Genomic DNA, 25985 nt, shown 5'->3' with positions numbered 1-25985 from the left:
CGGCGTGTCGGGCGAAAAACTCAGGAGCTGACGGCGTGGATGTCAGACTTCGCCGAAGCCGGTGTCGACGAGGTCGGCGAGCGCGTCGACGGCGGAGCGACCGTCCGGGTCCTCGGACGCGATGCGCGCCGTGGAGCCCGCGGTGAGCCCGAGCGACATGATGCCGAGGAGGCTCTTCGCGTCCTTGCCGTTGACGGTCACCTTCACCGGGAACGTGTTGGCGAGCTTCACGAACTCCGCCGCGGGGCGGGCGTGCAGCCCTTCCGGGTTGCGGACGAGCACTTCGCGCTCGTACCGGCCGGCGGTCTCGGTTACCACTGGCTCGGCCGCTTCGGCCGGAGTGGATGCGGCCGCCGGCGCGCCGCTGGATCTCCCGGCCCACGCGTCCACCGCACCCTCCGCTCCGGCGACGACCTCGTCGAGACTCCCGCCGGACTCCGCAGCCACCGCGGCGGCAACACCGCCCTCGACGAACGGCACGTCCACGACCCGTACGCGGGACCGCTGCGCCTCGTCGAGCATGTCGAGAACCGTCTCGGCGGTGAGCAGAGCCGAGCCGAGGTCGCTGATCACCACGACGCCATCGCCGCTGTCGGCCTCCGACACGGCGGACATGACCTTCGTGAAGCTGGTGCCGATCCCGTCGTCGTCGGTACCGCCCGCGGCGACGAGCCGTACTGAGCCCGCCATCTGACCGGCGAGCTGCACCATCCCGGCGGCGATCTGGGAGCTGTGCGAGACGAAGACGACGCCGACCTTCGCGGTCATCCGGCCGCCTCGGCGGTCTGGGCCGCGGCGCGCAGCAGCAGCGCCGTCGACTGGGCGCCCGGATCGCGGTGCCCGGCCGACCGCTCGCCGAGGTAGCTCGCTCGGCCCTTCCGGGCGACGAGCGGCTCGGTCGCCTCCGCACCCTTCTCGGCGGCCTCCGCGGCAGCCGCCAGGATGCCCGCGGCCGAAGCCCCGGACTCCTGGGCGGCCGCAGCGGCATCTACGGCGGGCGTCCATGCGTCGATCATGGTCTTGTCGCCGGGTTCGGCCTTGCCGCGGGACACGATGCCGTCGCGCGCGGCCGCCAGGGCCGCCACGATGGCCTTCTCGTCGATCTCGGCGCCGTCGCCGACAGGGTCGGCCGCCTTGAGGAACGCCGTGCCGTAGAGCGGGCCGGAGGCGCCTCCCACCGTCGAGATCAGGGTCATGGCGACCGACCGCAGCGCCGCGTTCGGCGTGGTGTCGTCCGGCAGCTTCTCCAGCGCGATGACCGATGCGTGCAGCCCGCGGTCCATGTTCTCGCCGTGGTCGCCATCGCCGATCTCCCGGTCGAGCGTGTTCAGCTCCTGCTTGTGCTCGCCGATGGATGCCGCCGCGGCGGAGATCCACTGCCTCACCCAGTTCGTGTCCAGCGTCATCGACGCCTCCTCCTCGTTGTCCGTTCCGGCTTCCTACAGTCCCCAGCGGAGCGCCGCGGTGTGGACGGGGGCGTCCCACAGCTGCGTCAGCTCGTCGTCCAGCTTGAGCACCGAGATGGATGCGCCCTGCATCTCGAGCGACGTGACGAAGTTGCCGACGAGCGAGCGGCTGAGCGTGATGCCGCGCTCGTCGAGCACCTCGGCCGCCCGCCGGAACAGGATGTACAGCTCCGACAGCGGTGTGCCGCCCATGCCGTTGACGAACAGCAGCACCTGCGATCCGTCGAACGAGAGGTCGGTGAGCACCGCATCCATCATCCGGTCGACCAGGCGGTCCGCCGGCTCCAGCTTGATGCGCTCGCGGCCCGGCTCGCCGTGGATGCCCACGCCGAACTCGATCTCGTCCTCCGGGAGCACGAAGCCCGGCTCGCCGGCGTGCGGCACCGTGCCGTCCGTCAGCGCGAGGCCGATCGAGCGCACGTTGGCGTTGACGCGCTCCGCGATGGCCGTGACCGCGTCGAGGTCGTCGCCGCGGTCGGCTGATGCCCCGGCGATCTTCTCGACCAGGACGGTTCCGGCGACACCGCGCCGGCCGGCCGTGTACAGGGAGTCCTGCACGGCGACGTCGTCGTTGGTCACCACGGAGCGAACCGTGATGCCCTCGGCCGCCACCAGGTCGGCCGCTGTCTCGAAGTTGAGCACGTCGCCCGTGTAGTTCTTGACGATGTGGAGCACGCCGGCGCCGCCGTCGGCGGCCTTGGTGGCCTCCACGATCGGCATGGGCGTCGGCGAGGTGAACACCTCGCCCGGCACCGCGGCATCCAGCATCCCCTTGCCGACGAATCCGGCGTGGAGGGGCTCGTGGCCGCTGCCACCGCCGCTGACCAGGCCGACCTTGCCCTGCACCGGGCTGTCGGCCCGGGAGACGAAGCGCGGATCCTGGGACACCGTGACGATGTCCGCGTGTGCCCGGCCGAAGCCCGCGAGGGACTCGGCCACGACGTCGGGTACGTCGTTGATGAGCTTCTTCATCGAAACCCTTCCTTCCATTCCCGTGGAATGCTCCACTTTGTCAGTGCGTCGCCGCCACCCACTCGTCGAGCTTCGCGGCCGCAGCCCCGGAGTCGATCGCTCGGGCAGCGACCGCCATTTGCGAACGGAACCGATCCAGGATGGACTCCTGAACCCTCGACGGGTCGGACGCGAGCTCGAAGGACACGAGCCCGGCCGCCGCGTTGAGCAGGACGATGTCGCGCACGGGGCCTTCTTCTCCCGCGAGCACGGCACGCACGACCGCCGCGTTGTACGCGGCGTCCTTCCCGAGCAGGTCGTCGATCCGCGCGCGGGGGATGCCCAGATCGCGCGGGTCGATGTCGTGCTCGGTGACGAGGCCCCTCGAGACCTCCCAGACGTGGCTGTGACCGGTGGTCGACAGCTCGTCGAGCCCGTCGTCGCCGCGGAAGACCAGCGCGGTCGCGCCGCGGGTCTGGAACACGCCGACGATGAGCGGGATGCGGTCGAGCGTCGCGACGCCGACCGCGGACGCCTCGGGGCGCGCCGGGTTGCACAGCGGTCCGAGGTAGTTGAAGACAGTGGGGACGCCCAGCTGGGCGCGGACGGGACCGGCGTGGCCGAACCCGGGGTGGAACGCGCTGGCGAAGGCGAACGTGATGCCGACCTTCTTCAGCACCTCGGCGACGCGGTCGGCGGGGAGCGTGAGGTCGATGCCGAGGGCGGCCAGCACATCCGAGGAGCCGGACGACGAGCTCGCGGCGCGGTTCCCGTGCTTGATGACGGGGACACCGGCGGCCGCCGCGACGATCGATGCGGTCGTCGACACGTTGACGGTGCCGAACCGGTCGCCACCGGTTCCCACGATGTCGAGCGCCATCGGATCCACCACCAGCGGGACGGCGTGGTCGAGGATCGCGTCGCGGAACCCGACGATCTCATCCACCGTCTCGCCCTTGGCGCGGAGAGCGATGAGGAAGGCCGCCAGCTGGGCGTCCGTGGCCTCGCCGGTCATCACCTGGTCCATGGCCCAGGCCGCGTCCGCAACGCTCAAGTGCTCCCCCGCCAGGAGAGACGTCAGCACGGACGACCAGGACTGCGTGTGGACCATGAAGCGATCCTATCGGCGGGCGACACGCCACGGCGATAGCGGCCGATCGGTGCCCGGTAAGGCTGTCCTAACCGGAAATCCGGTCGATTCCCGCCCCTCAGGTGGGAAAACCAAGGGTTCTTTTCAGCCATAATGGGTTACGTGACGAGCACCTCCATTTCTCCCTCAGCGAGTGCGCCGGCGATCAACCGGCCCAATGTCGTGGCCGTCGGCACGATCGTCTGGCTCGGCTCGGAGGTGATGTTCTTCGCGGGGCTCTTCGCGATCTACTTCACCCTCAAGTCGACGTCGCCCGATCTGTGGGCCGCCGAGACGCAGCACCTCAACATCCCGTACGCGGCGACCAACACGCTGATCCTGGTGCTCAGCTCGGTCACCTGCCAGTTCGGCGTGTTCGCCGCCGAGCGCATGCAGCCGCGCCGCACGGGCGGTCTGCTGCAGTTCTGGCGCTGGGGCATGGTCGAGTGGTTCACGCTGACCTACCTCATGGGCGCGGTCTTCGTCTCCGGCCAGGTGCTCGAGTACGCGACCCTCGTCTCGGAGGGCATCTCCCTCAGCTCCAACGCCTACGGATCGGCGTTCTACCTGACGACGGGCTTCCACGCCCTCCACGTCACGGGCGGGCTCATCGCCTTCCTCCTCGTGATCGGCCGCGCATTCGCGGTCAAGATCTTCGGCCACAAGGAGGCGACGAGCGCCATCGTCGTCTCGTACTACTGGCACTTCGTCGACGTCGTGTGGATCGGACTGTTCGCGGTCATCTACATCATCCGATAGGAAACAGGAGCGTTCTTCACCCCATGCGTCCGAAAAACCCCCGCCCGGCCACCCAGCCCCGCACGGGCAAGCCCGCCCGCAAGGCCGGCCGTCGACACCCTCTGGCCACCGTCGCGCTCCTCGCGATCGGCCTCGGACTGACCGGCGGCGCGTACGCCGCGTTCACGACGACCACCGCGTCCGCCGACGAGCCGCAGGTGGCCGCCGCCAGCCAGAACTCGGTCGACGAGGGCAAGAAGCTCTTCCAGGCCAACTGCGCCACCTGCCACGGGCTCGACGCCCAGGGCACCTCGGTGGCCCCGAGCCTGATCGGCGTCGGCGCGGCCGCCGTCGACTTCCAGGTCGGCACCGGCCGCATGCCCATGCAGATGCAGGGCCCGCAGGCGCAGGAGAAGCCGGTCCAGTTCACTGACGACCAGGTCAAGGCCCTCGCCGACTACGTCGCATCCCTCGCCCCGGGGCCGTCCATCCCCGAGCAGAAGTACCTCGACGGGAAGGGTGACGCCGCCCACGGCGCAGAGCTGTTCCGCATCAACTGCGCCATGTGCCACAACGTGGCCGGCGCGGGTGGAGCGCTCACCGAGGGCAAGTACGCCCCGCCGCTCACCGGCGTCAGCGCCGAGCACATCTACGAGGCCATGGTCACCGGCCCGCAGAACATGCCGGTCTTCAACGACCTGAACATCACGCCGCAGGGCAAGGCCGACATCATCACGTACCTGAAGTACATCCAGAACAACCCGTCCCCGGGCGGCTTCGAGCTGGGCAACCTCGGCCCGGTCGCCGAGGGTCTGTTCCTCTGGATCTTCGGTCTGGGCGCCATCGTCGCCCTCACCGTGTGGATCACGGCGAAGTCCAATTAGTCGGCCCGCACAGGCACGAACCACAGCGTAAGAAGGAGAGCAATGGCACAGGACGAGAACGGCGGTCGCGAGCTGACGCCCGCCAGTTCGTCTGAGGCGCACCGCACCGGCGACCCCGGGACGGCGGTGATCATCCGCGACGCCGTCGAGAACCCCGGCTTCCCGCCTCACCGCCCGCGCGTCACCGACCTCGACCCGCGGAAGGAACGGCGCGCCGAGCGCACCGTCTACACGCTGTTCTACCTGTCGATCGCGGGCTCGGTGTGGGCGGTCGCCGCCTACCTCGCCTTCCCGATCGTCGACGGCGACCCCGGCTCGGTCCGCCTGAACAACCTGTTCATCGGCATCGGCGGAGCCCTCGCGCTCCTCGCGATCGGCATCGGCGCCGTCCACTGGGGCAAGGCGCTCATGCACGAGAAGGAGGGCGTCGACCTCCGTCACCCCGTGCGCGGAAGCGAGGCGACCACCGAGCGCGCCGCGGAGATCTTCCGCCAGGCCGACGAGGAGTCCGGGTTCAGCCGGCGCACGCTCGTGCGCAACAGCCTCATCGGCGCACTGATCGCCTTCCCGCTGCCCGCCGTCGTCCTGTTCCGCGGCCTCGCGCCCGAGAACGAGGACCCGGTCGAGCTGCTCTCGAACACGATGTGGGCGAAGGGGGTCCGGCTCACCCGCGACCCAACCGGAACCCCGATCAAGGCCTCGGATGTGACCCTCGGGAGCGCGTTCCACGTGATCCCCGAAGGCCTCAACGAGTCGGAGAACATGCTGGAGGAGAAGGCCAAGGCGGCCGTGCTCCTCATGCGCCTCAAGCCCGAGGACCTGCACGTGTCCAAGGGCCGTGAGAACTGGAACTACGACGGCATCGTCGCCTACTCCAAGATCTGCACACACGTCGGGTGCCCGGTGGCGCTCTACGAGCAGCAGACGCACCACCTGCTCTGCCCGTGCCACCAGTCGCAGTTCGACATCACGCACGAAGCGCAGGTCATCTTCGGACCGGCGAAGCGGCCGCTGCCGCAGCTGCCGATCACCGTCGACGCCGATGGCTACCTGGTCGCCCGCAGCGACTTCACCGAGCCCGTCGGCCCAAGCTTCTGGGAGCGCCATTGAGCACCACGACCGCCGCACCCGCGGCAACGACGACGGCCAAGAAGGGCGGCTTCACGGCGGCAGCCGCGAACTACCTGGAAGACCGCACCAGCATCTCAGGGGCCGTCAAGGAGTTCGGTCGCAAGATCTTCCCCGACCACTGGTCCTTCCTCCTCGGCGAGGTCGCGCTCTACAGCTTCATCGTCATCCTGCTGTCCGGCACGTTCCTGACGTTCTTCTTCCAGGCGTCGATGGCCGAGGTCACCTACAACGGCTCGTACGTGCCGCTGAAGGGCATCGAGATGTCCTCCGCGATGCAGAGCACGCTCAACATCTCGTTCGAGGTGCGCGGCGGTCTGCTGGTCCGACAGATCCACCACTGGGCAGCGCTGCTGTTCGTGGCCTCCATCGGCCTGCACATGCTCCGCATCTTCTTCACGGGCGCGTTCCGCAAGCCGCGTGAGCTGAACTGGGTGATCGGCTTCGTGCTCTTCATCCTGGCGATGGCCGAGGGCTTCACCGGCTACTCGCTGCCGGACGACCTGCTCTCGGGCAACGGCCTCCGCATCATCGACGGCCTGATCAAGGGTCTGCCGGTGGTCGGGACCTGGATCTCGTTCCTGCTCTTCGGCGGCGAGTTCCCGGGCACGGCGATCGTCGGGCGCCTCTACACGCTGCACATCCTGCTCCTGCCCGCGTTCGTCGTGGCGTTCATCGCGCTCCACCTGATGTTCGTGGTCATCCACAAGCACACGCAGTACGCGGCCCCCGGTCGCACCCAGGGCAACGTCGTCGGCTACCCGGTCCTCCCGGTGTACGCGGCGAAGGCCGGCGGCTTCTTCTTCATCGTCTTCGGCGTGCTGGTGCTGCTGGCGTCGCTGTTCACGATCAACCCGATCTGGAACTACGGTCCGTACGACCCCTCCCCGGTGTCGGCGGGTACCCAGCCGGACTGGTACATCGGCTTCGCCGACGGCGCGTTGCGGCTCGTCCCGCCGGGCTGGGAGTTCGTGTGGCTCGACCGCACCTGGTCGTTCAACATCATCGTCCCGGTGGCGATCCTGGGCCTGTTCATCGTCACGGTGATGATCTACCCCTTCCTCGAGGCGTGGATCACCGGCGACAAGCGTGAGCACCACATCCTGGACCGTCCGCGCAACGCGGCGACCCGCACCGCCATCGGCGCTGCCGGTGTCACGTTCTACGCGGTCTTCTGGGCGGCGGCGAGCTCGGACATCATCGCGACGCACTTCAAGCTGACGATGGAGGGTGTCATCCACACCCTGCAGGCGCTGCTGTTCGTCGGTCCGGTGGTCGCCTACTTCGTGACGAAGCGCGTCTGCCTGGCGCTCCAGAAGAAGGACCGCTCCATCGCCCTCCACGGCTACGAGAGCGGCCGGATCGTGAAGCTGCCCGGCGGCGAGTTCATCGAAGTGCACGAGCAGCTGAGCGACTACGAGCGCTGGCGTCTGGTGTCGTTCGAGTCGTACGAGCCGCTGATGCTGCGCCCGAACCGTCGGGGCAAGATCACGGCGGCGAACCGGATGCGTGCGGGCCTGTCCCGCTGGTTCTTCGAGGACCGCATCGTTCCGCCGACCCGGAACGAGCTCGAGTCGGGCCACGACCACCACTGAGGTCCGCCTCCGTCGGAAGCGCCGGTGCGTTCATTCGCGCCGGCGCTTTCGCGTTCCCGCCCGCTGTTTCCCGTTCCTTCGACCGAGGGGCTGCCGATGTCCGTTGATCCGTCCCGCCTGGCCGCCTGGCTGCGCTGCCCGGTGTGCCAGGCCGATCTGGAACCGGTCGAGCGCCTCACTCTGGGATGTGTGAACGGGCACCGCCACGACGTCAACAAGCGCGGCTACATCGTCCTGCTCGGCGGAGGTACAAAGCATCTGGGCGACACCGCCGAGATGCTGGATGCGCGCGACCTGGTGCTCGAGAGCGGCGCCTACTCCCCCATCGCCGACGCCGTGTCGGCGTCAGCCACCGGGACGCGCGTGCTGGATGCGGGAGCCGGCACCGGCCACTACCTCCGTGCCGCCCTCTCCGCCCTCCCGGACGCACGGGGGCTCGCGATGGACCTGTCTCCGCAGGCGGTCGCCCGCGCCGCGCGCTCTTCGGAACGGGTGGACGGCCTCGTGGCCGACACCTGGCGTCCGCTGCCCGTCCATTCCGAAGCGGCCGACACCGTGCTCGACGTGTTCGCCCCGCGCAACCTCCCGGAGTTCCACCGCGTCCTGCGTCCCGGAGGAACCCTCGTGGTGGTGGTCCCCCGCGCCGACCACCTCGGTTCGCTCCGCGCCGCCGGGACCATGCTCGACATCCCGTCCGACAAGGCGGACGACGTCATCACCACCACAGAGCCGCTGTACGGCCTCCTGGCGCGCGAACGGATCGCGTATGACCTGGCGCTTACGCCGCCGCTACGCGACGCTCTGGCGGGCATGGGACCGTCGGCACGTCACGCCGCCGCCGGTGCTGTCCTCCCGTCGGACGTGGACGCCACGCGCGTCTCCGTCGACGTCCTCCGCTTCACCCGCCGCTGACGCCACCGGCCCGTCCCTTCCTCCGCTAGGCGCCCCGTCGTCTGCACTGGTTGACGTAACACGCCGTCATGGTGTCGCCCACGACGGCGTGTTGCGTCAACTGGATGGCGTCAGGCCTCCGGCGGCGACGGGAGACCGAACCAACTCTCGCGCGACAACGGCCCCATCCGTGGGTCGCAACACGCCGTTACGACAGCGGCATAACGGCGCGTTACGCCCCACAGACGACAAGCGCCGGGGCGGCAACCCAGCGCCGCCGGAGTGCAGCCCCGCGGACCCGGCCCGGACACGGCGGAGAGCCGGGTGCGCCCCGACACGCAGCGAGGGCCGTCTCCCGTAGGAGACGGCCCTCGTCAGGCGCGGACGGTTCGCTCAGCGCGCGAAGTAGCCGCGGTAGTACTCGTAGACCCAGCCGACGATGCAGACCAGGGCGAAGGCGACGCCGATGTAGCAGATCCAGAAACCGACGGCGAGGCCCAGGACGACCAGTCCGGCGCCGAAGGCGAGAGCCACCGGCCACCAGCTCCACGGGCTGAAGTGGCCCAACTCGGGGTCGCCGTCGTCGATGTTCGCGTCGAGGCGGTCCTCCGGGAGCTCCCCGCCCTGCGAAGCGTGGGAGCGGCCGACGTAGAACGCGATGAACGCGGCGAGGATCGCACCGAGCAGCATGCCGATGGTGCCGACCCACTCGACGTTGCGGTGGGCCTGGTCGAGCAGGTTCCACAGCGTGTAGACGACCGCCGACAGCAGGAAGAAGATCGACAGGATCCAGAACAGGATGGCATTGGCGCGCATGGGTTACTTCACCTCGTCGTTCGCGACATCGTGCACAGGGGCGTCGGGGGCGTCCTTCGCGGGTCCGATCCCGACCGGGATGCCCGCCTCGGGGTGGTTCAGGTCGAACGCCGGGGACTCCGAGCGGATGCGCGGGATCGACGTGAAGTTGTGCCGCGGCGGCGGGCAGCTGGTCGCCCACTCGAGCGAACGGCCGTAGCCCCACGGGTCGTTCACGGTGACCTTGGGCGCGTTGCGCGCGGTGAGGTACACGTTCACGAAGAACGGGATCATCGAGATCGCCAGGATGCCGGCGCCGATCGACGACACCTGGTTCATCCAGGTGAAGCCGTCCGACGGCAGGTAGGTGGCGTACCGGCGCGGCATGCCCACGACTCCCAGCCAGTGCTGGATGAGGAAGGTCGTGTGGAAGCCGATGAACAGCAGCCAGAAGTGCCACTTGCCCAGCCGGTCGTTGAGCATCTTGCCCGTCCACTTGGGCCACCAGAAGTAGAAGCCGGCGAACATGGCGAACACGACGGTTCCGAAGACCACGTAGTGGAAGTGCGCGACGACGAAGTAGGTGTCGGACACGTGGAAGTCGAGCGGCGGCGACGCGAGGATGACGCCGGTCAGACCACCGAAGGTGAACGTGATCAGGAAGCCGATCGACCAGAGCATCGGCGACTCGAACGTGAGCGATCCGCGCCACATCGTGCCGATCCAGTTGAAGATCTTCACACCGGTCGGGACGGCGATGAGCATCGTCATCAACGAGAACCAGGGCAGCAGCACCGAGCCGGTGACGTACATGTGGTGCGCCCACACCGTGACCGAGAGGGCGGCGATCGCGATCGTCGCGTACACCAGCGTCTTGTATCCGAAGATCGGCTTGCGGCTGAACACCGGGAAGATCTCGGACACGATGCCGAAGAACGGCAGAGCGATGATGTACACCTCGGGGTGGCCGAAGAACCAGAACAGGTGCTGCCAGAGCAGGGCTCCGCCGTTCGCCGCGTCGTAGATGTGCGCGTCGAACACGCGGTCGGCCGCGAGAGCGAAGAGCGCGGCGGCCAGCACCGGGAAGGCCATCAGCACGAGGATCGAGGTCACCAGGGTGTTCCAGGTGAAGATCGGCATGCGGAACATGGTCATGCCCGGGGCGCGCATGGTGATGATCGTGGTGATGAAGTTCACCGCGCCGAGGATGGTTCCGAAGCCCGACAGTCCGAGGCCGAGCACCCAGAGGTTGCCGCCGATTCCTGGCGAGAACGTCGTGCTCGAGAGCGGTGCGTAGGCGAACCAGCCGAACGATGCCGCACCCTGCGGGGTGAGGAAGCCGGCGACCGCGATGAGCGAGCCGAACGAGTAGAACCAGTACGCCAGCGCGTTCAGACGCGGGAACGCCACGTCCGGTGCGCCGATCTGCAGCGGCATGAGCACGTTGGCGAAGCCGGCGAAGAGCGGCGTCGCGAACATGAGCAGCATGATCGTGCCGTGCATGGTGAACAGCTGGTTGTACTGCTCCTTGGTGGCGACCACCTGCAGGCCCGGCTCGAACAGCTGGGCGCGGATGATCAGCGCCATCACGCCGCCGATGAGGAAGTACACGAACGACGAGATCAGGTACATGTACCCGATGGTCTTGTGGTCCGTCGACGTGATGTAGTTCACGAGGATGTTGCCCTTACGGGCCACACCGTTCGCGGTGAGGATCGTGGGCGCAGGCTTGGGAGCGGTGGTCGCTCCCGGCGCCGGTGCTGTCGTCGTCATCTGTGCGTCCTACTCGTTGCCCTGCGGGGCGCCCGTTCCGGGCAGGTTCTGGTTGCGGTCGTACTCGGAGCCCAGCTGACCCTCGTAGCCCTGGTCGCGAAGGCTCTTGATGTGGGCGTCGTACTCGGACTGCGACACGATCTTCACGTTGAAGAGCATCGCGGAGTGGTACTCGCCGCAGAGCTCGGCGCACTTGCCGACGAAGGTGCCCGTGCGGTCGGTCGTCTCGAAGTACATGTAGTTGGTCTTGCCCGGGATGACGTCCTTCTTGTAGAGCATCGCCGGCACCCAGAAGGAGTGGATCACATCGCGCGAGTCGAGCTGGATCGTGATCTTCTTGTTCTCGGGGAGGTACAGGGTCGGGACCTCGCCCTCCTGGACCGATCCGGGGGTGGCGCTGTTGTCATCCGGCTGGACCTGGATTCCCGGATCGTAGACGTTGTCGCTGACGTAGTTGAAGTCCCATGCCCACTGCTTGGCGTACACCTGGATCTTGACGTCCGGGTTCGCGTAGGGCTGCTCGATGGCGTTCTGATCGCGAGCGGTGAAGGCGAAGAAGCCGAGCACCAGGATGAGCGGCACGATCGTGTAGAAGATCTCGATCGGCATGTTGTAGCGCAGCTGAACGGGGAGGCCGGTCTGGCCCTTCCGGCGGCGGTACACGATGACCGCCCAGAGCGTGAGGCCCCAGACGACGATGCCGACGATGAGGAGGACGATCCAGCTGGTCACCCAGAGGCCGCTGATGCGGTCGGTGTGGTTCGTGACGGGCGGCTCGCCCTCGACGAAGCCCGGGAGGAATCCGTGCAGCTGAGCCTGCGTGCAGCCCGCGAGTGCCACGACGAGCGTCGCGGCGATCGGGATGGCAGCCCATCGGAGACGGCGATTGTGACGCACCGGTGACCTTTCGAGTGACTACTGGACAGTTCACATGCAACTGTATGTGGCTGTGTCTACCCTACTCCGACTGACACCCTGATCCGAACAAAAGGGCCGCCCTGTGGAGGGCGGCCCGATGTGTTTCTCTGTGCTATACGGCGCTCAGTGGAAGGAGTCTCCGCACGCGCAGGAACCGGTCGCGTTCGGGTTGTCGATCGTGAAGCCCTGCTTCTGGATCGTGTCCTCGAAGTCGATCGTCGCACCGTCGAGGTACGGGACGCTCATCTTGTCGACGATGACCTCCACCCCGTCGAAATCGACGGTCGCGTCTCCGTCGAGCATGCGCTCGTCGAAGTACAGCTGGTAGATCAGACCCGAGCATCCGCCGGGCTGGACGGCGACGCGCAGACGCAGGTCGTCGCGGCCCTCCTGCTCGAGCAGGCTCCTGACCTTGGATGCCGCGGCGTCGGTCAGGCCGACTCCGTGGGCCTTGGTCGCGGTCAGCGTTGTGTCGGTCATGGGACTCCTCACGAAGGTGAAACGGGACTTCGGAACGAAATCTGCGTCGATTGTACGTCGCCGAACTGGAAATTCGGCAGAGCGCGGGATCTGCTCAGGATGCGGTGCGCCCGTTGAACCGCGACAGCAGGAGCGCCTCGGTCAGCACGGCGCGCTTGAACACGCCCAGGTGCAGCGACTCGTTGGGGCTGTGCGCCCGGGTGTCCGGGTCCTCGACGCCGGTCACGAGGATCTGCGCGGCCGGGAACTCGCGGACGAGGTCGGCGATGAACGGGATGGAGCCGCCGATGCCCGTCTCGACCGCTTCGGCGCCCCACGCGTCGGTCATCGCGCGCTTCGCCTCGGTCGCCGCCCACCCGTCGGTGTCGACGAGGAACGGATCGCCGAGGTCGACGTCGTCGATCTCGATGTGCGCTCCGAACGGCGCGTGCGCGCGCAGGTGGCGCTCCAGCGCCTCGTACGCCTCGCGGGCGGGCTGGCCCGGTGCGACGCGGGAGCTGATCCGCACGGCGACGCTGGGCAACAGGGTGTTGGACGCGTTGGCGACGGTCGGCGCATCGATGCCGGTGACGGTGACGGTGGGCTGCGACCACATCCGCGACAGGATGGGACCGCGGCCGACGCTGGTGACGCCCGGCAGGAACGCCGCGTCCTCCGCGAGCTGCTCCTCGGTGAACGCCGGGGGCTCCGCCGCGGCGTCGTACGAGGTGAGCCCCTCCACGGCCACCGCACCGTCGTCGTCGTGCAGAGTGGCGAGCAGCTTGACCATGGCGAGCATCGCATCAGGCGCCGCTCCCCCGTACATGCCGGAGTGCGAGGCGTGCTCGAGCGTCGAGACGGTGAGGCGGAAAGTCACGTTGCCGCGCAGCGAGACGGTCAGCGCCGGGGTGTTCACGTCGACGTTGTCGGAATCGGCGACGACGATGACGTCAGCCGCAAGAGCCGCCTTGTTCTGCTGCAGGAAGTTCGCGAACGAGCGGGACCCGAACTCCTCCTCCCCCTCGATGAAGACGGCGAGGCCGACCTCGAGGTCGTCGCCCAGCACGTCGCGCAGGGCGCGGACGCTCGCGACGTGCGTCATCACGCCCGCCTTGTCGTCGGCCGCGCCGCGGCCGTAGAGGCGGTCGCCGCGTACGGTCGGCTCGAACGGCGGCGTGTCCCAGTTCGCCTCGTCGCCCTCGGGCTGGACGTCGTGGTGGGCGTAGAGGAGGACGGTCGGGCGGCCGTTCTTCGCGGCCCGCGTCGCCAGCACGGCCGGCTGCCCGAGCGGGTCGCCGTCGCCGATCGGCGCCTGCGTGATCTCGACGCTGTCGAACATCCCCGTGTCCGTGAGGAGTGTGGCGACGGCGTCGGCGCTGCGGCGCACGTTCTGCGGGTCGAAGGCCGACCACGACACCGAGGGGATGCGGACGAGCTGCGAGAGGTCGGCGACGGCCGACGGCAGCCCCGCCTCGACCGCGGCTCGGACCTCCGCCTCGATGCCGGGGGTCGGTCCGCCCGACGCATCGTCGGCGGCCGCGGGAACTGGGGTCTGCTGGCTGTCTGTCATGCGGGTAATCTTAAGCGGACCCCACAAGCGAAGGCTCGAAGTTGGCGAAACGACAGAATGCGGCAGGCGAGGCGGAGACGCCCGTCGCCGAGACCCCCGAAGAGACGGCTGCCCGGCTGAAGCAGGGCAAGGGCGCACCGACGCCCTCGCGCCGCCAGCAGGAGGCCGCCCGCAAGCGCCCGCTGGTGCCGACGGACCGCAAGGAGGCGGCACGCGTCGCCCGGCAGAAGCAGGCGGAGGCGCGCGAGAAGGCGCGCATCGGCATGGCGGCCGGCGACGACCGCTATCTGACCGCTCGTGACCGCGGACCGCAGCGTCGGTACGTGCGCGATTACGTCGACGCCCGGTTCTCGATCGGCGAGTTCCTCATCCCGGTGATGCTGATCGTCATCATCCTGACCTTCCTGCCGTGGCCGGAGATGCAGGTCTACGGCCTGTTCGCGCTCTGGGGCTTCTTCCTGATCGCGGTCATCGACTGCTTCGTGCTCGGCTTCCTGGTGCGCAAGCGCATCGCCGCCAAGTTCGGCGCGACGAAGGTCGAGCGCGGCCTGCGCTGGTACGCCGCGATGCGCGCGCTGCAGCTGCGGGTCATGCGCCTGCCGAAGCCGCAGGTCAAGCGCGGCCAGTTCCCGAGCTGACGTGACGATCGTCGCGGCGGCGGACGGCTCCGCCCTGGGCAACCCCGGCCCGGCCGGCTGGGCCTGGTACGTGGACGACGACCACTGGTCCGCGGGCGGGTGGCCGCACGGCACCAACAACCAGGGCGAGCTCATGGCGGTCATCGACCTGCTGGAGGCGACCGCGCACCTGGGCGAAGACCTGCACATCTTCTGCGACAGCCAGTACGTCATCAACGCGGTGACCAAGTGGATGCCGGGCTGGAAGCGCAAGGGGTGGCGCAAGGCCGACGGCGCTCCCGTGCTGAACCGCGAGCTGCTGGAGCGTCTCGATCGCGCCCTGCAGGACCGGAGCTACCGCTTCGAGTGGGTCAAGGGGCACGCCGGCCACGATCTCAACGAAGCGGCGGATGTGCGCGCTCGTGCCGTCGCCCTCGCCTACCAGAAGGGCGACCCGATCCCGATCGGTCCGGGCTGGCCCGGTCGAGCGGCGGTCGCGGAGGTGCCGGCTCCTGCACCCGCAGCGGCGCCGGCGACCGCACCCGCTGCTGCCCCTGCGGCCGCCGTACCTGCCCCCGCGCAGGACGCCTCCCTCGAACTCGACCTCTTCGCCGACCTCGCCGCCGATGAGACCGACGAGCAGGTCGTCGCGCGACTGGAGCGCGAGCTGCTGGAGCCTGCGGTGCGCTCGGACGCATCCCGTCTCGCCGAGCTGCTGCATCCCTCGTTCGAGGAGATCGGGCGCTCCGGCCGGCTCTGGGGTCGGGATGCGATCATCTCCGAGCTGGCCGTCGAAGACGACCAGGCGGCCGCCATGGAGCTGCTCGCGGTCGACCGTGTCGCGCCCGAGACGCTGCTGCTCACCGCACGGACGACGGATGCGCGCGGCGCGACCCTGCGCAGCTCGCTGTGGGTGCGCAGCTCAGGACGCTGGCGGCTACGCTTCCACCAGGGCACGCCGGAGGCGTAGCAGCCCCCGGTTGATCTGACGGGCCCAGAGCGGGCCGCGGTAGAGGAACGCTGTGTAGCCCTGCACGAGGGTGGCCCCGGCATCCAGCCGTTCCTGCACGTCCTCCGCGGTGTCGACGCCTCCGACGGAGATGACGCAGAGCTCGGCGGGCACGACGGCCCGGATGAGGCGCAGCACCTCCAGGGAGCGCGCGGCGAGCGGGGCGCCGCTGAGGCCGCCCGCCCCCGCCGCCTCGACGACGGAGGGATCGGTGCGGAGCCCGTCGCGGGAGATCGTCGTGTTGGTCGCGATGATGCCCGCGAGCCCGAGCTCCACAGCGAGGCGCGCGATGCGCTCGACCTGCTCGTTCGTGAGGTCGGGGGCGATCTTGACCAGCAGCGGCGTCGTGCCCGCGACGTCCTTGACCGCGGTGAGGAGCGGACCGAGCAGTTCGAGCTCTTGGAGGCCGCGGAGTCCCGGGGTGTTGGGCGAGCTGACGTTGACGACGAGATAGTCGGCGACCGGTGCGAGCGCGCGGGCGCTGGTGAGATAGTCCTCCGTCGCGTGCTCGACGGCGACGACCCGCGACTTGCCGATGTTCACGCCGAGCACGGGACGCCGGGATGCACGTCGCACGCGGAGCAGCCGGTTGGCAGCGGCACCGGCGCCGTGGTTGTTGAAGCCCATCCGGTTGATGACCGCACGGTCAGGGATGAGACGGAACAGCCGCGGCTTGTCGTTGCCGGGCTGCGGCCGCGCGGTGATCGTGCCGACCTCGACGTGGCCGAAGCCGAGTGCGCCGAGACCGAGCACGCCCTCGCCGTCTTTATCGAAGCCGGCGGCGACGCCGAACGGCGAGTCGAACCGCAGTCCGAGCGCCTCGACGGCGAGCGACGGATCCGGGGCCGTGAAGCGCCGGGCCAGCCCGCCGAGCCCGACGGCCGAGAGGGCGCGGATCACCACGAAAGCGAGGTGATGGGCCCGCTCGGGGTCGAGTCGGGCCAGGACGAGGTCGAAGAGTGCGCGATACATGCCGGTAAGAGAATACCGGCTAGTCGACCTGCACCGGCTCCGCGTGGTGCGCCAGCCGCAGCGAGCGGATGGCCTCCTCGAAGTCGTCGAGTGAGTCGAAGCCCTGGTAGACGCTCGCGAAGCGCAGGTACGCCACCTCGTCGAGCTCTCGCAGCTCCGGCAGGATCGCCAAACCGATGTCGTTGGCCTCGATCTGCGACGCACCCGTCGAGCGGATGGTCTCCTCGACCTTCTGCGCCAGCACGGCGAGATCGGAGTCGGTCACCGGCCGGCCCTGGCAGGCCTTGCGGACGCCGAGCACGATCTTCTCGCGGCTGAACGGCTCCGCCACCCCGCTGCGCTTGATCACGCTGAGGCTCGCCGTCTCCGTCGTCGAGAAACGACGGCCGCACTCCGGGCACTGCCGGCGGCGGCGGATGGACAGCCCGTCGTCGCTCGTCCGAGAGTCGATGACGCGGGAGTCCGGGTGACGGCAGAAGGGGCAGAACATGGTGGGATTCTATCGCTCAGCGGGTGCGGAACCGCTGGGTGACCGCTTCGCCGTGCGCCGGCAGGTCCTCCGCCGTCGACAGGGCGACGATCCGGTCGGCGACCTCCTGCAGAGCCTCGCGGTCGTACTGCACGACCTGCTGCGGCCGGAGGAACGAGTATGCGCCGAGCCCGGGCGAGAACCGCGCCTGTCCGCCGGTCGGGAGCACGTGGTTCGACCCCGCCAGATAGTCGCCGAGGCTCACCGGCGACGTCGGCCCGAGGAAGATGGCGCCGGCGTTGCGGATGGAGCCGAGAAGCTCGTGCGGGTCGGCCGTCTGCAGCTCGAGGTGCTCCGGGCCGTAGGCGTTGCTGAATGCGGCCGCGGCGGCCAGGTCATCCACGAGCACCACGGCGGACTGCGGGCCGCCGAGTGCGGTGCGCACCCGCTCGCTGTGCTTGGTGGTGCCGGCCAGCGCATCCAGCTCGGCCACGACCCGCTCGGCGAACGCCGGGCTGTCGGAGACCAGCAGGGATGCGGCCGCCTCGTCGTGCTCGGCCTGCGACACGAGGTCCGCCGCGACGTACGCGGGGTCCGCCGTGTCGTCGGCGATCACGAGGATCTCGGTGGTGCCGGCCTCGGAGTCGATGCCCGCCTGACCGCGCACCACGCGCTTCGCGGCGGCGACGTAGATGTTGCCCGGGCCGGTGATGACCTGGACCGGGTCGAGCCCGAGCTCCTCGACTCCGTACGCCAGCGCGCCGATCGCACCGGCGCCTCCCATCGCGTACACCTCGTCGATGCCGAGGAGACCCGCGGCTCCGAGGATGACCGGGTGGACCGCTCCCCCGAACTCGCGCTGCGGAGGGCTCGCGAGGGCGACGGAGGCGACGCCCGCGATCTGCGCGGGCACGGCGTTCATGACCACGCTCGACGGGTACACGGCCTTTCCGCCCGGCACATAGAGTCCGGCACGCTCGACCGGCTCCCAGCGCTGCACGATGGAGGCGCCGGGGCGGATCACTGTCTCGGTCGGCGGCGGGACCTGCGCGGCCGTCGCCTCGCGCACGCGGGCGATTGCCTCCTCCAGCGCCTCGCGCACATCGGCGGGGAGCGCCTCGACCGCAGCATCGATCTCGGCCTGAGGAACGCGGACGGATGCGGGAGACGCACCGTCGAAACGCTCCGCCTGCTCGGTGAGCGCTGCGACACCGCGATGCCGTACGTCGTCGATCAGCTCGGAGGCGACCGACATCGCCGCCTGCACGTCCACGACGGGACGGGGAACGAGTCGCTGGAAGGCGGCGCGAGTAGGCTGGACACCGCGGAGGTCGATGGTCTGGATCATGGCCCATCCACCTTATCCGCTCGGGCGAGTCCCTCCCCCGCGGAATGGTCCACACAGATTCGGGCTTGTAACCAACAGTATGAACAGCGCATCCCCCGACCCCACCGACGGCGCCATCACCGACGCGACCCCCGACCTCGCGGCCTTCCGGCAGACCTTCCGCCGTCACGCGGCCGGGGTGGCCATCATCACGGCCCAACGCGAGGACGGCACGCCCGTCGGGTTCACGGCGACGTCGCTCGCCTCACTCGCCGCCGTCCCGCCGCTCGCCACGTTCAACATGGCGCTGTCGGCATCGAGCTGGCCCGCCATCGCGGAGACCGAGCGCGTCGTCATCCACACCCTCGGCGTGCGCAATCGCGAGGTCGCGCAGACGCTGTCGGGCGACAACAGCCAGCGCTTCCTCGGCGACCACTGGTACCGCGGCCCGCACGGGCTGCCGGTCATCAAGGACACGACTGCGTGGATGGTCGGCCGCATCGTCGAGCGCGTGCAGGTGCACCAGAGCGCCGTCGTCATCGTGCAGATCGAGCAGGGCGGCCTCGGCGAGGACGACGCGCCGCTCGTCTACCACGAGCGCACCTACTGGCGTCCGGGCAACCCGGTCTGACCCGGCGCCCTCCGGACCCCGGTCAGACCAGGCAGTGCGGGCCGAGCAGGCCCTTCAGCTCGCCGTAGAGGTCGGCACTCACCGTCACCGGCTTCGGCACCTCGAACACGCGCGCGACCTGTCCCTTCACCAGCCGGAGACGCACCTCGCTCTCGCCCGGATGCCGCGCGAGCACCTCGCTCAACGACATCACGGTGTCGGTCGTCGCGCGCTGATCGGGCATCGTGATGACGAGCGGGCCGGAGTCGTTGGCTTGACCCAGGTCCGGCGTCATCAGTGAGAACGCGTGCAGGTTCATCCCGTCGTCGCGCAGGCTGACGCGGCCGCGGACGACGACGATCGCGTCGCCCTGCAGCTGGGCCGAGTACTCCTGGTACGCCTTGCCCATGAACATCACCGTCAGCTCGCCGCCGAAGTCCTCGACCTGGATCATGCCGTACTGGTTGCCCGACGCCTTCGCCACGCGGTGCTGCACGCTCGTCACGAGGCCCGCGATGGTCACCGTCTCGCCGTCCTGGATGTTCTCCGATGCCACGAGTTCGGCGATCCCCGTGCTGGCGAGCTTCGCCAGCTGCAGTTCGAGCCCGGCGAGGGGATGGTCGGAGACGTACAGCCCGAGCATCTCGCGCTCGAACGCCAGCTTGTCGCGTTTCGCCCACTCCGGCCGCTGCGGGATGTGGTGCTGCGTCTGCGTCACCTCGTCCTCGCCCCACAGGCTGTCGAAGTCGAACCCGACGTCGCCGTTGGCCTCGTTGCGCTTGATCTTCACGGCCGATTCGACCGCATCCTCGTGCACCTCGACGAGCGCACGGCGGGTGTGGCCGAGCGAGTCGAACGCGCCCGCCTTGATCAGCGACTCCACCGTGCGCTTGTTCGCGGCGTGGATGGGCACCTTGTTCAGGAAGTCGTGGAACGACTCGAAGCGGCCCTTGCTCTCGCGTGCCTCGCGGACTCCCTCGACGACGTTGGCGCCGACGTTGCGAACCGCCCCCATGCCGAAGCGGATGTCCTGGCCGACGGCGGCGAAGTAGAGGTTCGATTCGTTGACGTCCGGCGGGAGCACCTTGATGCCCATGCGACGGCACTCGTTAAGGTACAGCGCCATCTTGTCCTTGGAGTCGCCGACGCTGGTGAGCAGCGCGGCCATGTACTCCGCCGGGTAGTGCGCCTTGAGGTACGCGGTCCAGTACGAGATGACCCCGTACGCGGCCGAGTGCGCTTTGTTGAACGCGTAGTCGGAGAACGGGAGCAGGATCTCCCACAGCTTGTTGACGGCGTCCATCGAGTAGCCGTTGGCCTGCATGCCCTGCGAGAAGCCCTCGAACTGCTTGTCCAGCTCCGACTTCTTCTTCTTGCCCATTGCGCGGCGCAGGATGTCTGCTTGACCGAGCGAGAAGCCGGCGACCTTCTGCGCGATCGCCATCACCTGCTCCTGGTAGATGATGAGGCCGTAGCTGGTCGAGAGGATGTCGGCGAGCGGCTCGGCGAGCTCCGGGTGGATGGGCGTGATCGCCTGCTGCCCGTTCTTGCGGAGCGCGTAGTTGGTGTGCGAGTTGGCGCCCATCGGGCCCGGGCGGTACAGCGCGATGAGTGCCGAGATGTCCTCGAAGTTGTCCGGCTTCATCAGGCGCAGGAGTGACCGCATGGGGCCGCCGTCGAGCTGGAACACGCCCAGCGTGTCACCGCGTGACAGCAGTTCATAGGCGGGCCGGTCGTCGAGCTCCAGGTCTTCGAGCACCAGCTCTTCTCCGCGGTTGTCGCGGATGTTGTCGAGGGCGTCGTTGATGATGGTGAGGTTGCGGAGCCCCAGGAAGTCCATCTTGATCAGGCCGAGCGACTCGCAGGCCGGATAGTCGAACTGTGTGACGATCTGGCCGTCCTGCTCCCGCTTCATGATCGGGATGACGTCGATCAGCGGGTCGGACGACATGATCACGCCGGCGGCGTGCACACCCCACTGGCGCTTCAGGTTCTCGAGCCCGAGCGCTGTGTCGAAGACGGTCTTCGCCTCGGGGTCGGTCTCGACGACCGCCCGGATGTCGACGGCCTCCTTGTAGCGCGGGTGGTCCTTGTCGAAGATCCCGGTCAGCGGGATGTCCTTGCCCATGACGGGCGGCGGCATCGCCTTCGTGAGCTTCTCGCCCATCGAGAACGGGAAACCGAGGACGCGCCCGGAGTCCTTGAGCGCTTGCTTGGCCTTGATCGTGCCGTAGGTGACGATCTGGGCGACGCGTTCCGAGCCGTACTTCTCGGTCACGTACTTGATGACCTCGCCGCGGCGACGGTCGTCGAAGTCGACGTCGAAGTCGGGCATGGAGACGCGGTCGGGGTTGAGGAAGCGCTCGAAGATGAGGCCGTGCTGCAGCGGGTCGAGGTCGGTGATCCGCATCGCGTACGCGGCCATCGAGCCGGCGCCGGAGCCACGGCCGGGGCCGACGCGGATGCCGTTGCGCTTCGACCAGTTGATGAAGTCGGCGACCACGAGGAAGTAGCCCGGGAAGCCCATCTGCGAGATCACCCCGATCTCGTAGTCGGCCTGCTTGCGCACCTCGGGCGTGATGCCGTTCGGGTAGCGCTGCTCGAGGCCCTTCTCGACCTCCTTGACGAACCATGTCTGCTCGGTCTCGCCCTCGGGCACCGGGAAGCGCGGCATGTAGTTGGCGGCGGTGTCGAACTTCACGTCGCAGCGCTCGGCGATCGCGAGCGTGTTGTCGCAGGCGTCCGGGTAATCGCGGAACAGCTGTCGCATCTGCTCCGGGGTCTTCAGGTAGAACTCGTCGGCGTCGAACTTGAAGCGGTTCGGGTCATCGAGGGTCGAGCCGGACTGCACACAGAGCAGCGCCGCGTGGCTCTTGGCGTCTTCCGCGTGCGTGTAGTGGAGGTCGTTGGTCGCCACGAGCGGAAGGCCGAGGTCTTTCGCCAGCCGGATGAGGTCGGACATGATCCGGCGCTCGATGCCGAGCCCGTGGTCCATGATCTCGGCGAAGAAGTTCTCCTTGCCGAAGATGTCGCGGTAGTCGGCCGCCGCGGCCCGCGCCGCCTCGTACTGTCCCAGTCGCAGGCGGGTCTGCACCTCGCCGGAGGGGCACCCCGTCGTCGCGATGATGCCCTTGGAGTATTTACTCAGAAGCTCGCGGTCCATGCGCGGCTTGAAGTAGTAGCCCTCCATCGAGGCGTACGACGACAGCCGGAAGAGGTTGTGCATCCCCTCGGTCGTCGCCGCCAGAAGGGTCATGTGCGTGTAGGCGCCCGATCCGGAGACGTCGTCGCCGCCGCCGTCGCCCCACCGGATTCGGGTCTTGTCGGAGCGGTGCGTGCCCGGCGTGAGGTAGGCCTCCGTGCCGATGATCGGCTTGATCCCGGCGTCCGTGGCCGTGCGCCAGAAATCGAACGCGCCGAACATGTTGCCGTGGTCGGTGATCGCGACACCGGGCATTCCTTGGGCGGCCGCGGACTCCACCAGGGGTTTGACGCGCGCAGCCCCGTCGAGCATCGAGTACTCGCTGTGGACGTGGAGGTGGACGAAGGAGTCGCTCATGACCCATTCAGCCTAAACGTCGTCGGCGACATTTTCGGGCCGACCCTCGGCGGCCCAGCGAGGAAAGGAGGAGATCCGATCGGACACGCCGCAACAGGGCGCGAACCGGAGGAGATCGAGGCCGGATCCGACGGGAATTCCTCCGGTTTCGACGGCCTGAGAGGCCGGAGATGGGGCGGGGTCGGGGATGAGGTGGTGGCGGACGTGCTCGGGGTCACGACTCTCGGAGGACGTCCAGCGCGTGTTGCAGGTCGGCCGGATACGTGGTCGTGAAGGTGACCCACTCCCCCGTCGCGGGGTGGTCGAAGGAGAGCTGGACGGCGTGCAGCCACTGCCGGGTGAGGCCGAGCTTCTCGCTGAGGACGGGGTCGGCGCCGTACATCGCATCCCCCACGCACGGGTGCCGCTGCGCGGCCATGTGAACCCGGATCTGGTGCGTGCGCCCGGTCTCCAGGTGGATCTCCAGCAGGCTGGCGGAGGGGAACGCCTCGATGGTCTCGTAGTGGGTCACAGACGGCTTACCGCCGGCGACGACCGCGAACTTCCAGTCGGACCGGGGATGCCGGCCGATCGGGGCGTCGATGGTGCCGGTCAGCGGGTCGGGGTGACCCTGGACGACCGCGTGGTAGATCTTCTCGACCGTGCGGTCGTGGAAGGCGCGCTTCAGCACCGTGTAGGCGTGCTCTGACTTGGCCACGACCATGAGCCCGCTGGTGCCCGCGTCGAGCCGGTGGACGATGCCCGCGCGCTCGGCGGCGCCAGAGGTGGAGATGCGGAAGCCCGCGGCGGCCAGGGCGCCGAGCACGGTCGGACCCTCCCAGCCGACTGAGGGATGCGCAGCGACGCCGACGGGCTTGTCGATGACCACGATGTCGTCGTCGTCATGGACGATCGTCAGCTCGGGGACCGCGATCGGCACGATCTCGACGTCGGATTTCGGCTGCCACGAGACCTCGAGCCAGGAGCCAGCGGAGAGGCGGTCGGACTTGCCGGCTTCACGGCCGTCGACGTTGACACCGCCGGCCTCGGCGATCTCGGCGGCGAAGCTGCGCGAGAACCCGAGGAGCTTGGCGAGACCCGCATCGACCCGCGAGCCCTCCAGGCCGTCCGGGACGGGGAAGCTGCGCGACTCCATCTAGGCCTGCGGTTTGTCGTCGTGCGGCTCGGGCGCGGGGCGGGCGGTGTCGGCGGCCGCTGCGTCTGCATCAGCAGCATCCGCATCCACGCCGTCCGCATCCGCCTGATCCGCATCGGCCTCATCGTCGTCATCGTCGTGGGTGTGACGGCCGTCGAGGCCGACCCCGCGGAGCGTGAGGATGAGGAAGAGCGCCATGCTCGACACGATGGCGACGTCCGCCAGGTTGAAGATGGCCGGTAGGAGCGGGATCTGCAGGAAGTCGACCACATGGCCGACCCCGAAGCCCGGCTCCCGGAACAGCCGGTCGGTCAGGTTGCCGAGCAGGCCGCCCAGCAGCAGGCCGAATAAGACGGCCCAGGCGGTGGAGCGGATGCGCGGGGCGTACCAGATGACGAAGCCGAGGACGCCGACACCGACGATGGAGAAGATCCACGTGGAGCCGCTGCCGATGGAGAAGGCCGCGCCGGCGTTCTTGACGAAATGGAACTGGAGCAGCTGCCCCAGGACCTCGATCTGCTGGCCCTCGTACAGGTTCGAGACGACCAGGACCTTGGCGATCTGATCGACGAGGTACACGCACAGCGCGACCACCGCCAGGACCGCCAAGGCCCTGATGCTGACCTTGGACCGGGAGGGACTAGCCTCCAAAGCCGGGGAACGCCGGAGGCTGCTGCCCCTGGCCGGAGTCGTCGGAGCCGCCCGCGGGGACCGGCGCCGGGACAGAGCCGCTCGCGCTCACGGGAGCCGCGGAACGGCTGCCGGACGCACCGCCGGGCTGGGCGCCGCCGCCCTGCACTGGAGCGTCGAGGTCGCGGAGCTGACCCTCGATGTAGCTCTTGAGGCCCTTGCGGTAGTCGCGCTCGAACGTTCGCAGTTCGTCGATGCGGCGCTCGAGGCCGGTGCGCTCCTGGTCGAGGGCGCTGATCTGAGCGCGCTGCTTCGACTCGGCCTCTGCGACGATCCGGGCGGCGGTCGCGTGACCCTCGGCGATGAGCTGGTCGCGCTTCTCGACACCCTCGCGCACGTGCTCCTCGTGGAGACGGCGGGCGAGCTGGAGCAGGTTGTTGGTGGCGTTGGGGTCGTTCGCGTCGTCCGCGGGCGCCTGGTAGGCGGGAGCGGCCTGCGCCTGCTGCTCGGCCTGCTGCTTCGCCTGAGCGGCCTCCTGCTGGGCCTGCGCGAGGCGCTGCTTGAGCTCCTCGTTCTCGCGCTGGAGGCGCTCGGCCTCGCCGTTGTCGGCCGCCTGCGGCGCTGCGGCGGCGACCGGGGCGGCACCGCCCTGGCCCGCGCTGCGCTGCAGCTCGGCGATCCGCGAATCGGCCGCCACGAGGCGCTGCTTGAGCTCCTCGTTCTCCTGGTTCAGGCGACGCAGCTCGACGACGACCTCATCGAGGAAGTCGTCGACCTCGTCCTGGTCGTAGCCCTCGCGGAACTTCGTCGGCTGGAACCGCTTGTTGACTACATCTTCCGGAGTCAGCGCCATGGCAAGCCACCTTAGATCGTGAAATTGGAACAGAAACGCGTTCAGCCAACGCTAGCAAAGCGGGCGGGAGTCGCGCACTCCAGCGCCTGTCCGGCGCGTCGGCTCGTCAACGATACAACGGGCCCTCCCCCGAACCGTGGACCGACGCTCAGCGGAATCCCAGGGTCACGTACAAGCCGATGATCACCACGAGCATGGTGAGGCTCCAGCCGAAGTCGATCGCCACCGGGCCCATCGAGACGCGCGGGATGATCCGGCGGAAGAAGCGGATGGGCGGATCGGTCACCACGTAGGTCGACTCGGCCAGCACCAGCCCGAAACCCCGCGGGCGCCACTGCCGTGCGAAGACGCGCACCAGATCGAGGACGAACCGGGCCCACAGGGCGAAGAAGTACAGCAGCAACGCATAGTAGAGGACGGTCGCGATGAGGGAGACGACAAACACCCTCCCAGTATGGACGAAAGCGCACCGCGTCCCCTGAGCGTCCGCAATGGACGACGAGGGAG

Annotated in this window: 25 protein-coding genes; 8 read left to right on the top strand and 17 right to left on the bottom strand. The window is 68.8% G+C overall.

Features of this window, described 5'->3' with window-relative positions:
- Window positions 1-42 precede the first annotated feature (42 nt).
- From dhaM to trpD, 4 genes are read right to left on the bottom strand one after another with little or no spacing between them, the layout of a single operon-like run.
- On the bottom strand, window positions 43-768 hold the full coding sequence (gene dhaM, locus ACF1AJ_RS02405; RefSeq protein WP_391505973.1) for a dihydroxyacetone kinase phosphoryl donor subunit DhaM: 726 nt from the start codon (window positions 766-768) through the stop codon (window positions 43-45).
- Window positions 765-1406 (bottom strand): dihydroxyacetone kinase subunit DhaL, encoded by a 642-nt coding sequence (gene dhaL, locus ACF1AJ_RS02400; protein ID WP_391505972.1) that lies wholly within the window; start codon window positions 1404-1406, stop codon window positions 765-767. Before dhaL ends, dhaM begins: the two co-directional genes overlap by 4 nt.
- A gap of 33 nt (window positions 1407-1439) precedes the next feature.
- Window positions 1440-2438, bottom strand: a complete 999-nt coding sequence (dhaK, locus tag ACF1AJ_RS02395; RefSeq protein WP_391505971.1) for a dihydroxyacetone kinase subunit DhaK — start codon at window positions 2436-2438, stop codon at window positions 1440-1442.
- Window positions 2439-2478: 40 nt separating this feature from the next.
- Entirely contained in the window at window positions 2479-3528 is a 1050-nt protein-coding gene (gene trpD, locus ACF1AJ_RS02390) for an anthranilate phosphoribosyltransferase (protein ID WP_391505970.1), read from the bottom strand.
- 132 nt (window positions 3529-3660) lie between these two features.
- On the opposite strand from trpD, the gene ACF1AJ_RS02385 reads away from it, so the two are divergent.
- The 5 genes from ACF1AJ_RS02385 to ACF1AJ_RS02365 all read left to right on the top strand — a co-directional run bounded on the left by ACF1AJ_RS02385 (window position 3661) and on the right by ACF1AJ_RS02365 (window position 8803).
- A complete protein-coding gene (locus tag ACF1AJ_RS02385) occupies window positions 3661-4305 on the top strand; it encodes a heme-copper oxidase subunit III (protein WP_026307206.1) in 645 nt (214 codons plus the stop codon).
- A 23-nt stretch (window positions 4306-4328) separates the two neighbouring features.
- Window positions 4329-5168 carry a c-type cytochrome gene (locus ACF1AJ_RS02380; RefSeq protein ID WP_309860225.1) on the top strand — a complete coding sequence of 280 codons (840 nt, stop codon included), beginning with the start codon at window positions 4329-4331 and terminating at the stop codon, window positions 5166-5168.
- Between the two features lie 42 nt (window positions 5169-5210).
- Window positions 5211-6278, top strand: a complete 1068-nt coding sequence (locus ACF1AJ_RS02375) for a ubiquinol-cytochrome c reductase iron-sulfur subunit (RefSeq protein WP_018191341.1) — start codon at window positions 5211-5213, stop codon at window positions 6276-6278.
- A complete protein-coding gene (locus tag ACF1AJ_RS02370; protein WP_391505969.1) occupies window positions 6275-7891 on the top strand; it encodes a cytochrome bc complex cytochrome b subunit in 1617 nt (538 codons plus the stop codon). Before ACF1AJ_RS02375 ends, ACF1AJ_RS02370 begins: the two co-directional genes overlap by 4 nt.
- Before the next feature lie 96 nt (window positions 7892-7987).
- Window positions 7988-8803 carry a methyltransferase domain-containing protein gene (locus tag ACF1AJ_RS02365; protein ID WP_391505968.1) on the top strand — a complete coding sequence of 272 codons (816 nt, stop codon included), beginning with the start codon at window positions 7988-7990 and terminating at the stop codon, window positions 8801-8803.
- Window positions 8804-9175: 372 nt separating this feature from the next.
- Here ACF1AJ_RS02365 and ACF1AJ_RS02360 read toward each other — a convergent pair whose 3' ends face one another.
- The 5 genes from ACF1AJ_RS02360 to ACF1AJ_RS02340 all read right to left on the bottom strand — a co-directional run bounded on the left by ACF1AJ_RS02360 (window position 9176) and on the right by ACF1AJ_RS02340 (window position 14297).
- On the bottom strand, window positions 9176-9598 hold the full coding sequence (locus tag ACF1AJ_RS02360) for a cytochrome c oxidase subunit 4 (RefSeq protein WP_391505967.1): 423 nt from the start codon (window positions 9596-9598) through the stop codon (window positions 9176-9178).
- Between the two features lie 3 nt (window positions 9599-9601).
- On the bottom strand, window positions 9602-11350 hold the full coding sequence (ctaD, locus tag ACF1AJ_RS02355) for a cytochrome c oxidase subunit I (RefSeq protein ID WP_391505966.1): 1749 nt from the start codon (window positions 11348-11350) through the stop codon (window positions 9602-9604).
- 9 nt (window positions 11351-11359) lie between these two features.
- Entirely contained in the window at window positions 11360-12247 is an 888-nt protein-coding gene (coxB, locus tag ACF1AJ_RS02350; RefSeq protein ID WP_309860233.1) for a cytochrome c oxidase subunit II, read from the bottom strand.
- A 144-nt stretch (window positions 12248-12391) separates the two neighbouring features.
- Window positions 12392-12748 (bottom strand): iron-sulfur cluster insertion protein ErpA, encoded by a 357-nt coding sequence (erpA, locus tag ACF1AJ_RS02345; RefSeq protein ID WP_089910115.1) that lies wholly within the window; start codon window positions 12746-12748, stop codon window positions 12392-12394.
- A 94-nt stretch (window positions 12749-12842) separates the two neighbouring features.
- On the bottom strand, window positions 12843-14297 hold the full coding sequence (locus tag ACF1AJ_RS02340) for a dipeptidase (protein WP_391505965.1): 1455 nt from the start codon (window positions 14295-14297) through the stop codon (window positions 12843-12845).
- A 41-nt stretch (window positions 14298-14338) separates the two neighbouring features.
- Here ACF1AJ_RS02340 and ACF1AJ_RS02335 point away from each other — a divergent pair, with 41 nt between their 5' ends.
- Both ACF1AJ_RS02335 and ACF1AJ_RS02330 read left to right on the top strand, forming a co-directional pair.
- The gene (locus tag ACF1AJ_RS02335) at window positions 14339-14935 is read left to right on the top strand and encodes a DUF3043 domain-containing protein (protein WP_391505964.1); all 597 of its coding nucleotides are present in this window, start codon (window positions 14339-14341) and stop codon (window positions 14933-14935) included.
- Window position 14936: 1 nt separating this feature from the next.
- Complete coding sequence (locus ACF1AJ_RS02330; protein WP_391505963.1) at window positions 14937-15884, top strand: RNase H family protein; 948 nt, start codon at window positions 14937-14939, stop codon at window positions 15882-15884.
- On the opposite strand, the gene ACF1AJ_RS02325 is transcribed toward ACF1AJ_RS02330, so the two are convergent.
- The 3 genes from ACF1AJ_RS02325 to hisD are packed head-to-tail and all read right to left on the bottom strand — an operon-like array spanning window position 15852 to window position 18712.
- The gene (locus ACF1AJ_RS02325; protein WP_391505962.1) at window positions 15852-16895 is read right to left on the bottom strand and encodes a quinone-dependent dihydroorotate dehydrogenase; all 1044 of its coding nucleotides are present in this window, start codon (window positions 16893-16895) and stop codon (window positions 15852-15854) included. The two genes, ACF1AJ_RS02330 and ACF1AJ_RS02325, sit on opposite strands and share 33 nt — an antisense overlap.
- 19 nt (window positions 16896-16914) lie before the next feature.
- A complete protein-coding gene (gene nrdR, locus ACF1AJ_RS02320; protein WP_018191352.1) occupies window positions 16915-17385 on the bottom strand; it encodes a transcriptional regulator NrdR in 471 nt (156 codons plus the stop codon).
- Between the two features lie 16 nt (window positions 17386-17401).
- Window positions 17402-18712 (bottom strand): histidinol dehydrogenase, encoded by a 1311-nt coding sequence (gene hisD / locus ACF1AJ_RS02315; RefSeq protein WP_391505961.1) that lies wholly within the window; start codon window positions 18710-18712, stop codon window positions 17402-17404.
- Between the two features lie 79 nt (window positions 18713-18791).
- Here hisD and ACF1AJ_RS02310 point away from each other — a divergent pair, with 79 nt between their 5' ends.
- Window positions 18792-19322: a flavin reductase family protein gene (locus ACF1AJ_RS02310; RefSeq protein ID WP_391505960.1), complete on the top strand. Its 531-nt coding sequence runs from the start codon at window positions 18792-18794 to the stop codon at window positions 19320-19322.
- Window positions 19323-19344: 22 nt separating this feature from the next.
- Here ACF1AJ_RS02310 and dnaE read toward each other — a convergent pair whose 3' ends face one another.
- The 5 genes from dnaE to ACF1AJ_RS02285 all read right to left on the bottom strand — a co-directional run bounded on the left by dnaE (window position 19345) and on the right by ACF1AJ_RS02285 (window position 25923).
- Entirely contained in the window at window positions 19345-22860 is a 3516-nt protein-coding gene (gene dnaE / locus ACF1AJ_RS02305) for a DNA polymerase III subunit alpha (protein ID WP_391505959.1), read from the bottom strand.
- 214 nt (window positions 22861-23074) lie between these two features.
- Window positions 23075-23995, bottom strand: a complete 921-nt coding sequence (locus ACF1AJ_RS02300) for an RluA family pseudouridine synthase (protein WP_391505958.1) — start codon at window positions 23993-23995, stop codon at window positions 23075-23077.
- Window positions 23996-24604, bottom strand: a complete 609-nt coding sequence (gene lspA, locus ACF1AJ_RS02295; RefSeq protein WP_391505957.1) for a signal peptidase II — start codon at window positions 24602-24604, stop codon at window positions 23996-23998.
- Window positions 24605-24635: 31 nt separating this feature from the next.
- The gene (locus ACF1AJ_RS02290) at window positions 24636-25478 is read right to left on the bottom strand and encodes a DivIVA domain-containing protein (protein ID WP_309860253.1); all 843 of its coding nucleotides are present in this window, start codon (window positions 25476-25478) and stop codon (window positions 24636-24638) included.
- A gap of 148 nt (window positions 25479-25626) precedes the next feature.
- On the bottom strand, window positions 25627-25923 hold the full coding sequence (locus ACF1AJ_RS02285; RefSeq protein ID WP_309860255.1) for a YggT family protein: 297 nt from the start codon (window positions 25921-25923) through the stop codon (window positions 25627-25629).
- Window positions 25924-25985: the final 62 nt, after the last annotated feature.

This window comes from Leifsonia sp. NPDC014704, assembly GCF_043083605.1.
Taxonomy (GTDB): domain Bacteria; phylum Actinomycetota; class Actinomycetes; order Actinomycetales; family Microbacteriaceae; genus Leifsonia.
The sequence above is the reverse complement of the archived record's forward strand: the minus strand, read 5'-3'. Positions and strand labels throughout refer to the sequence as shown.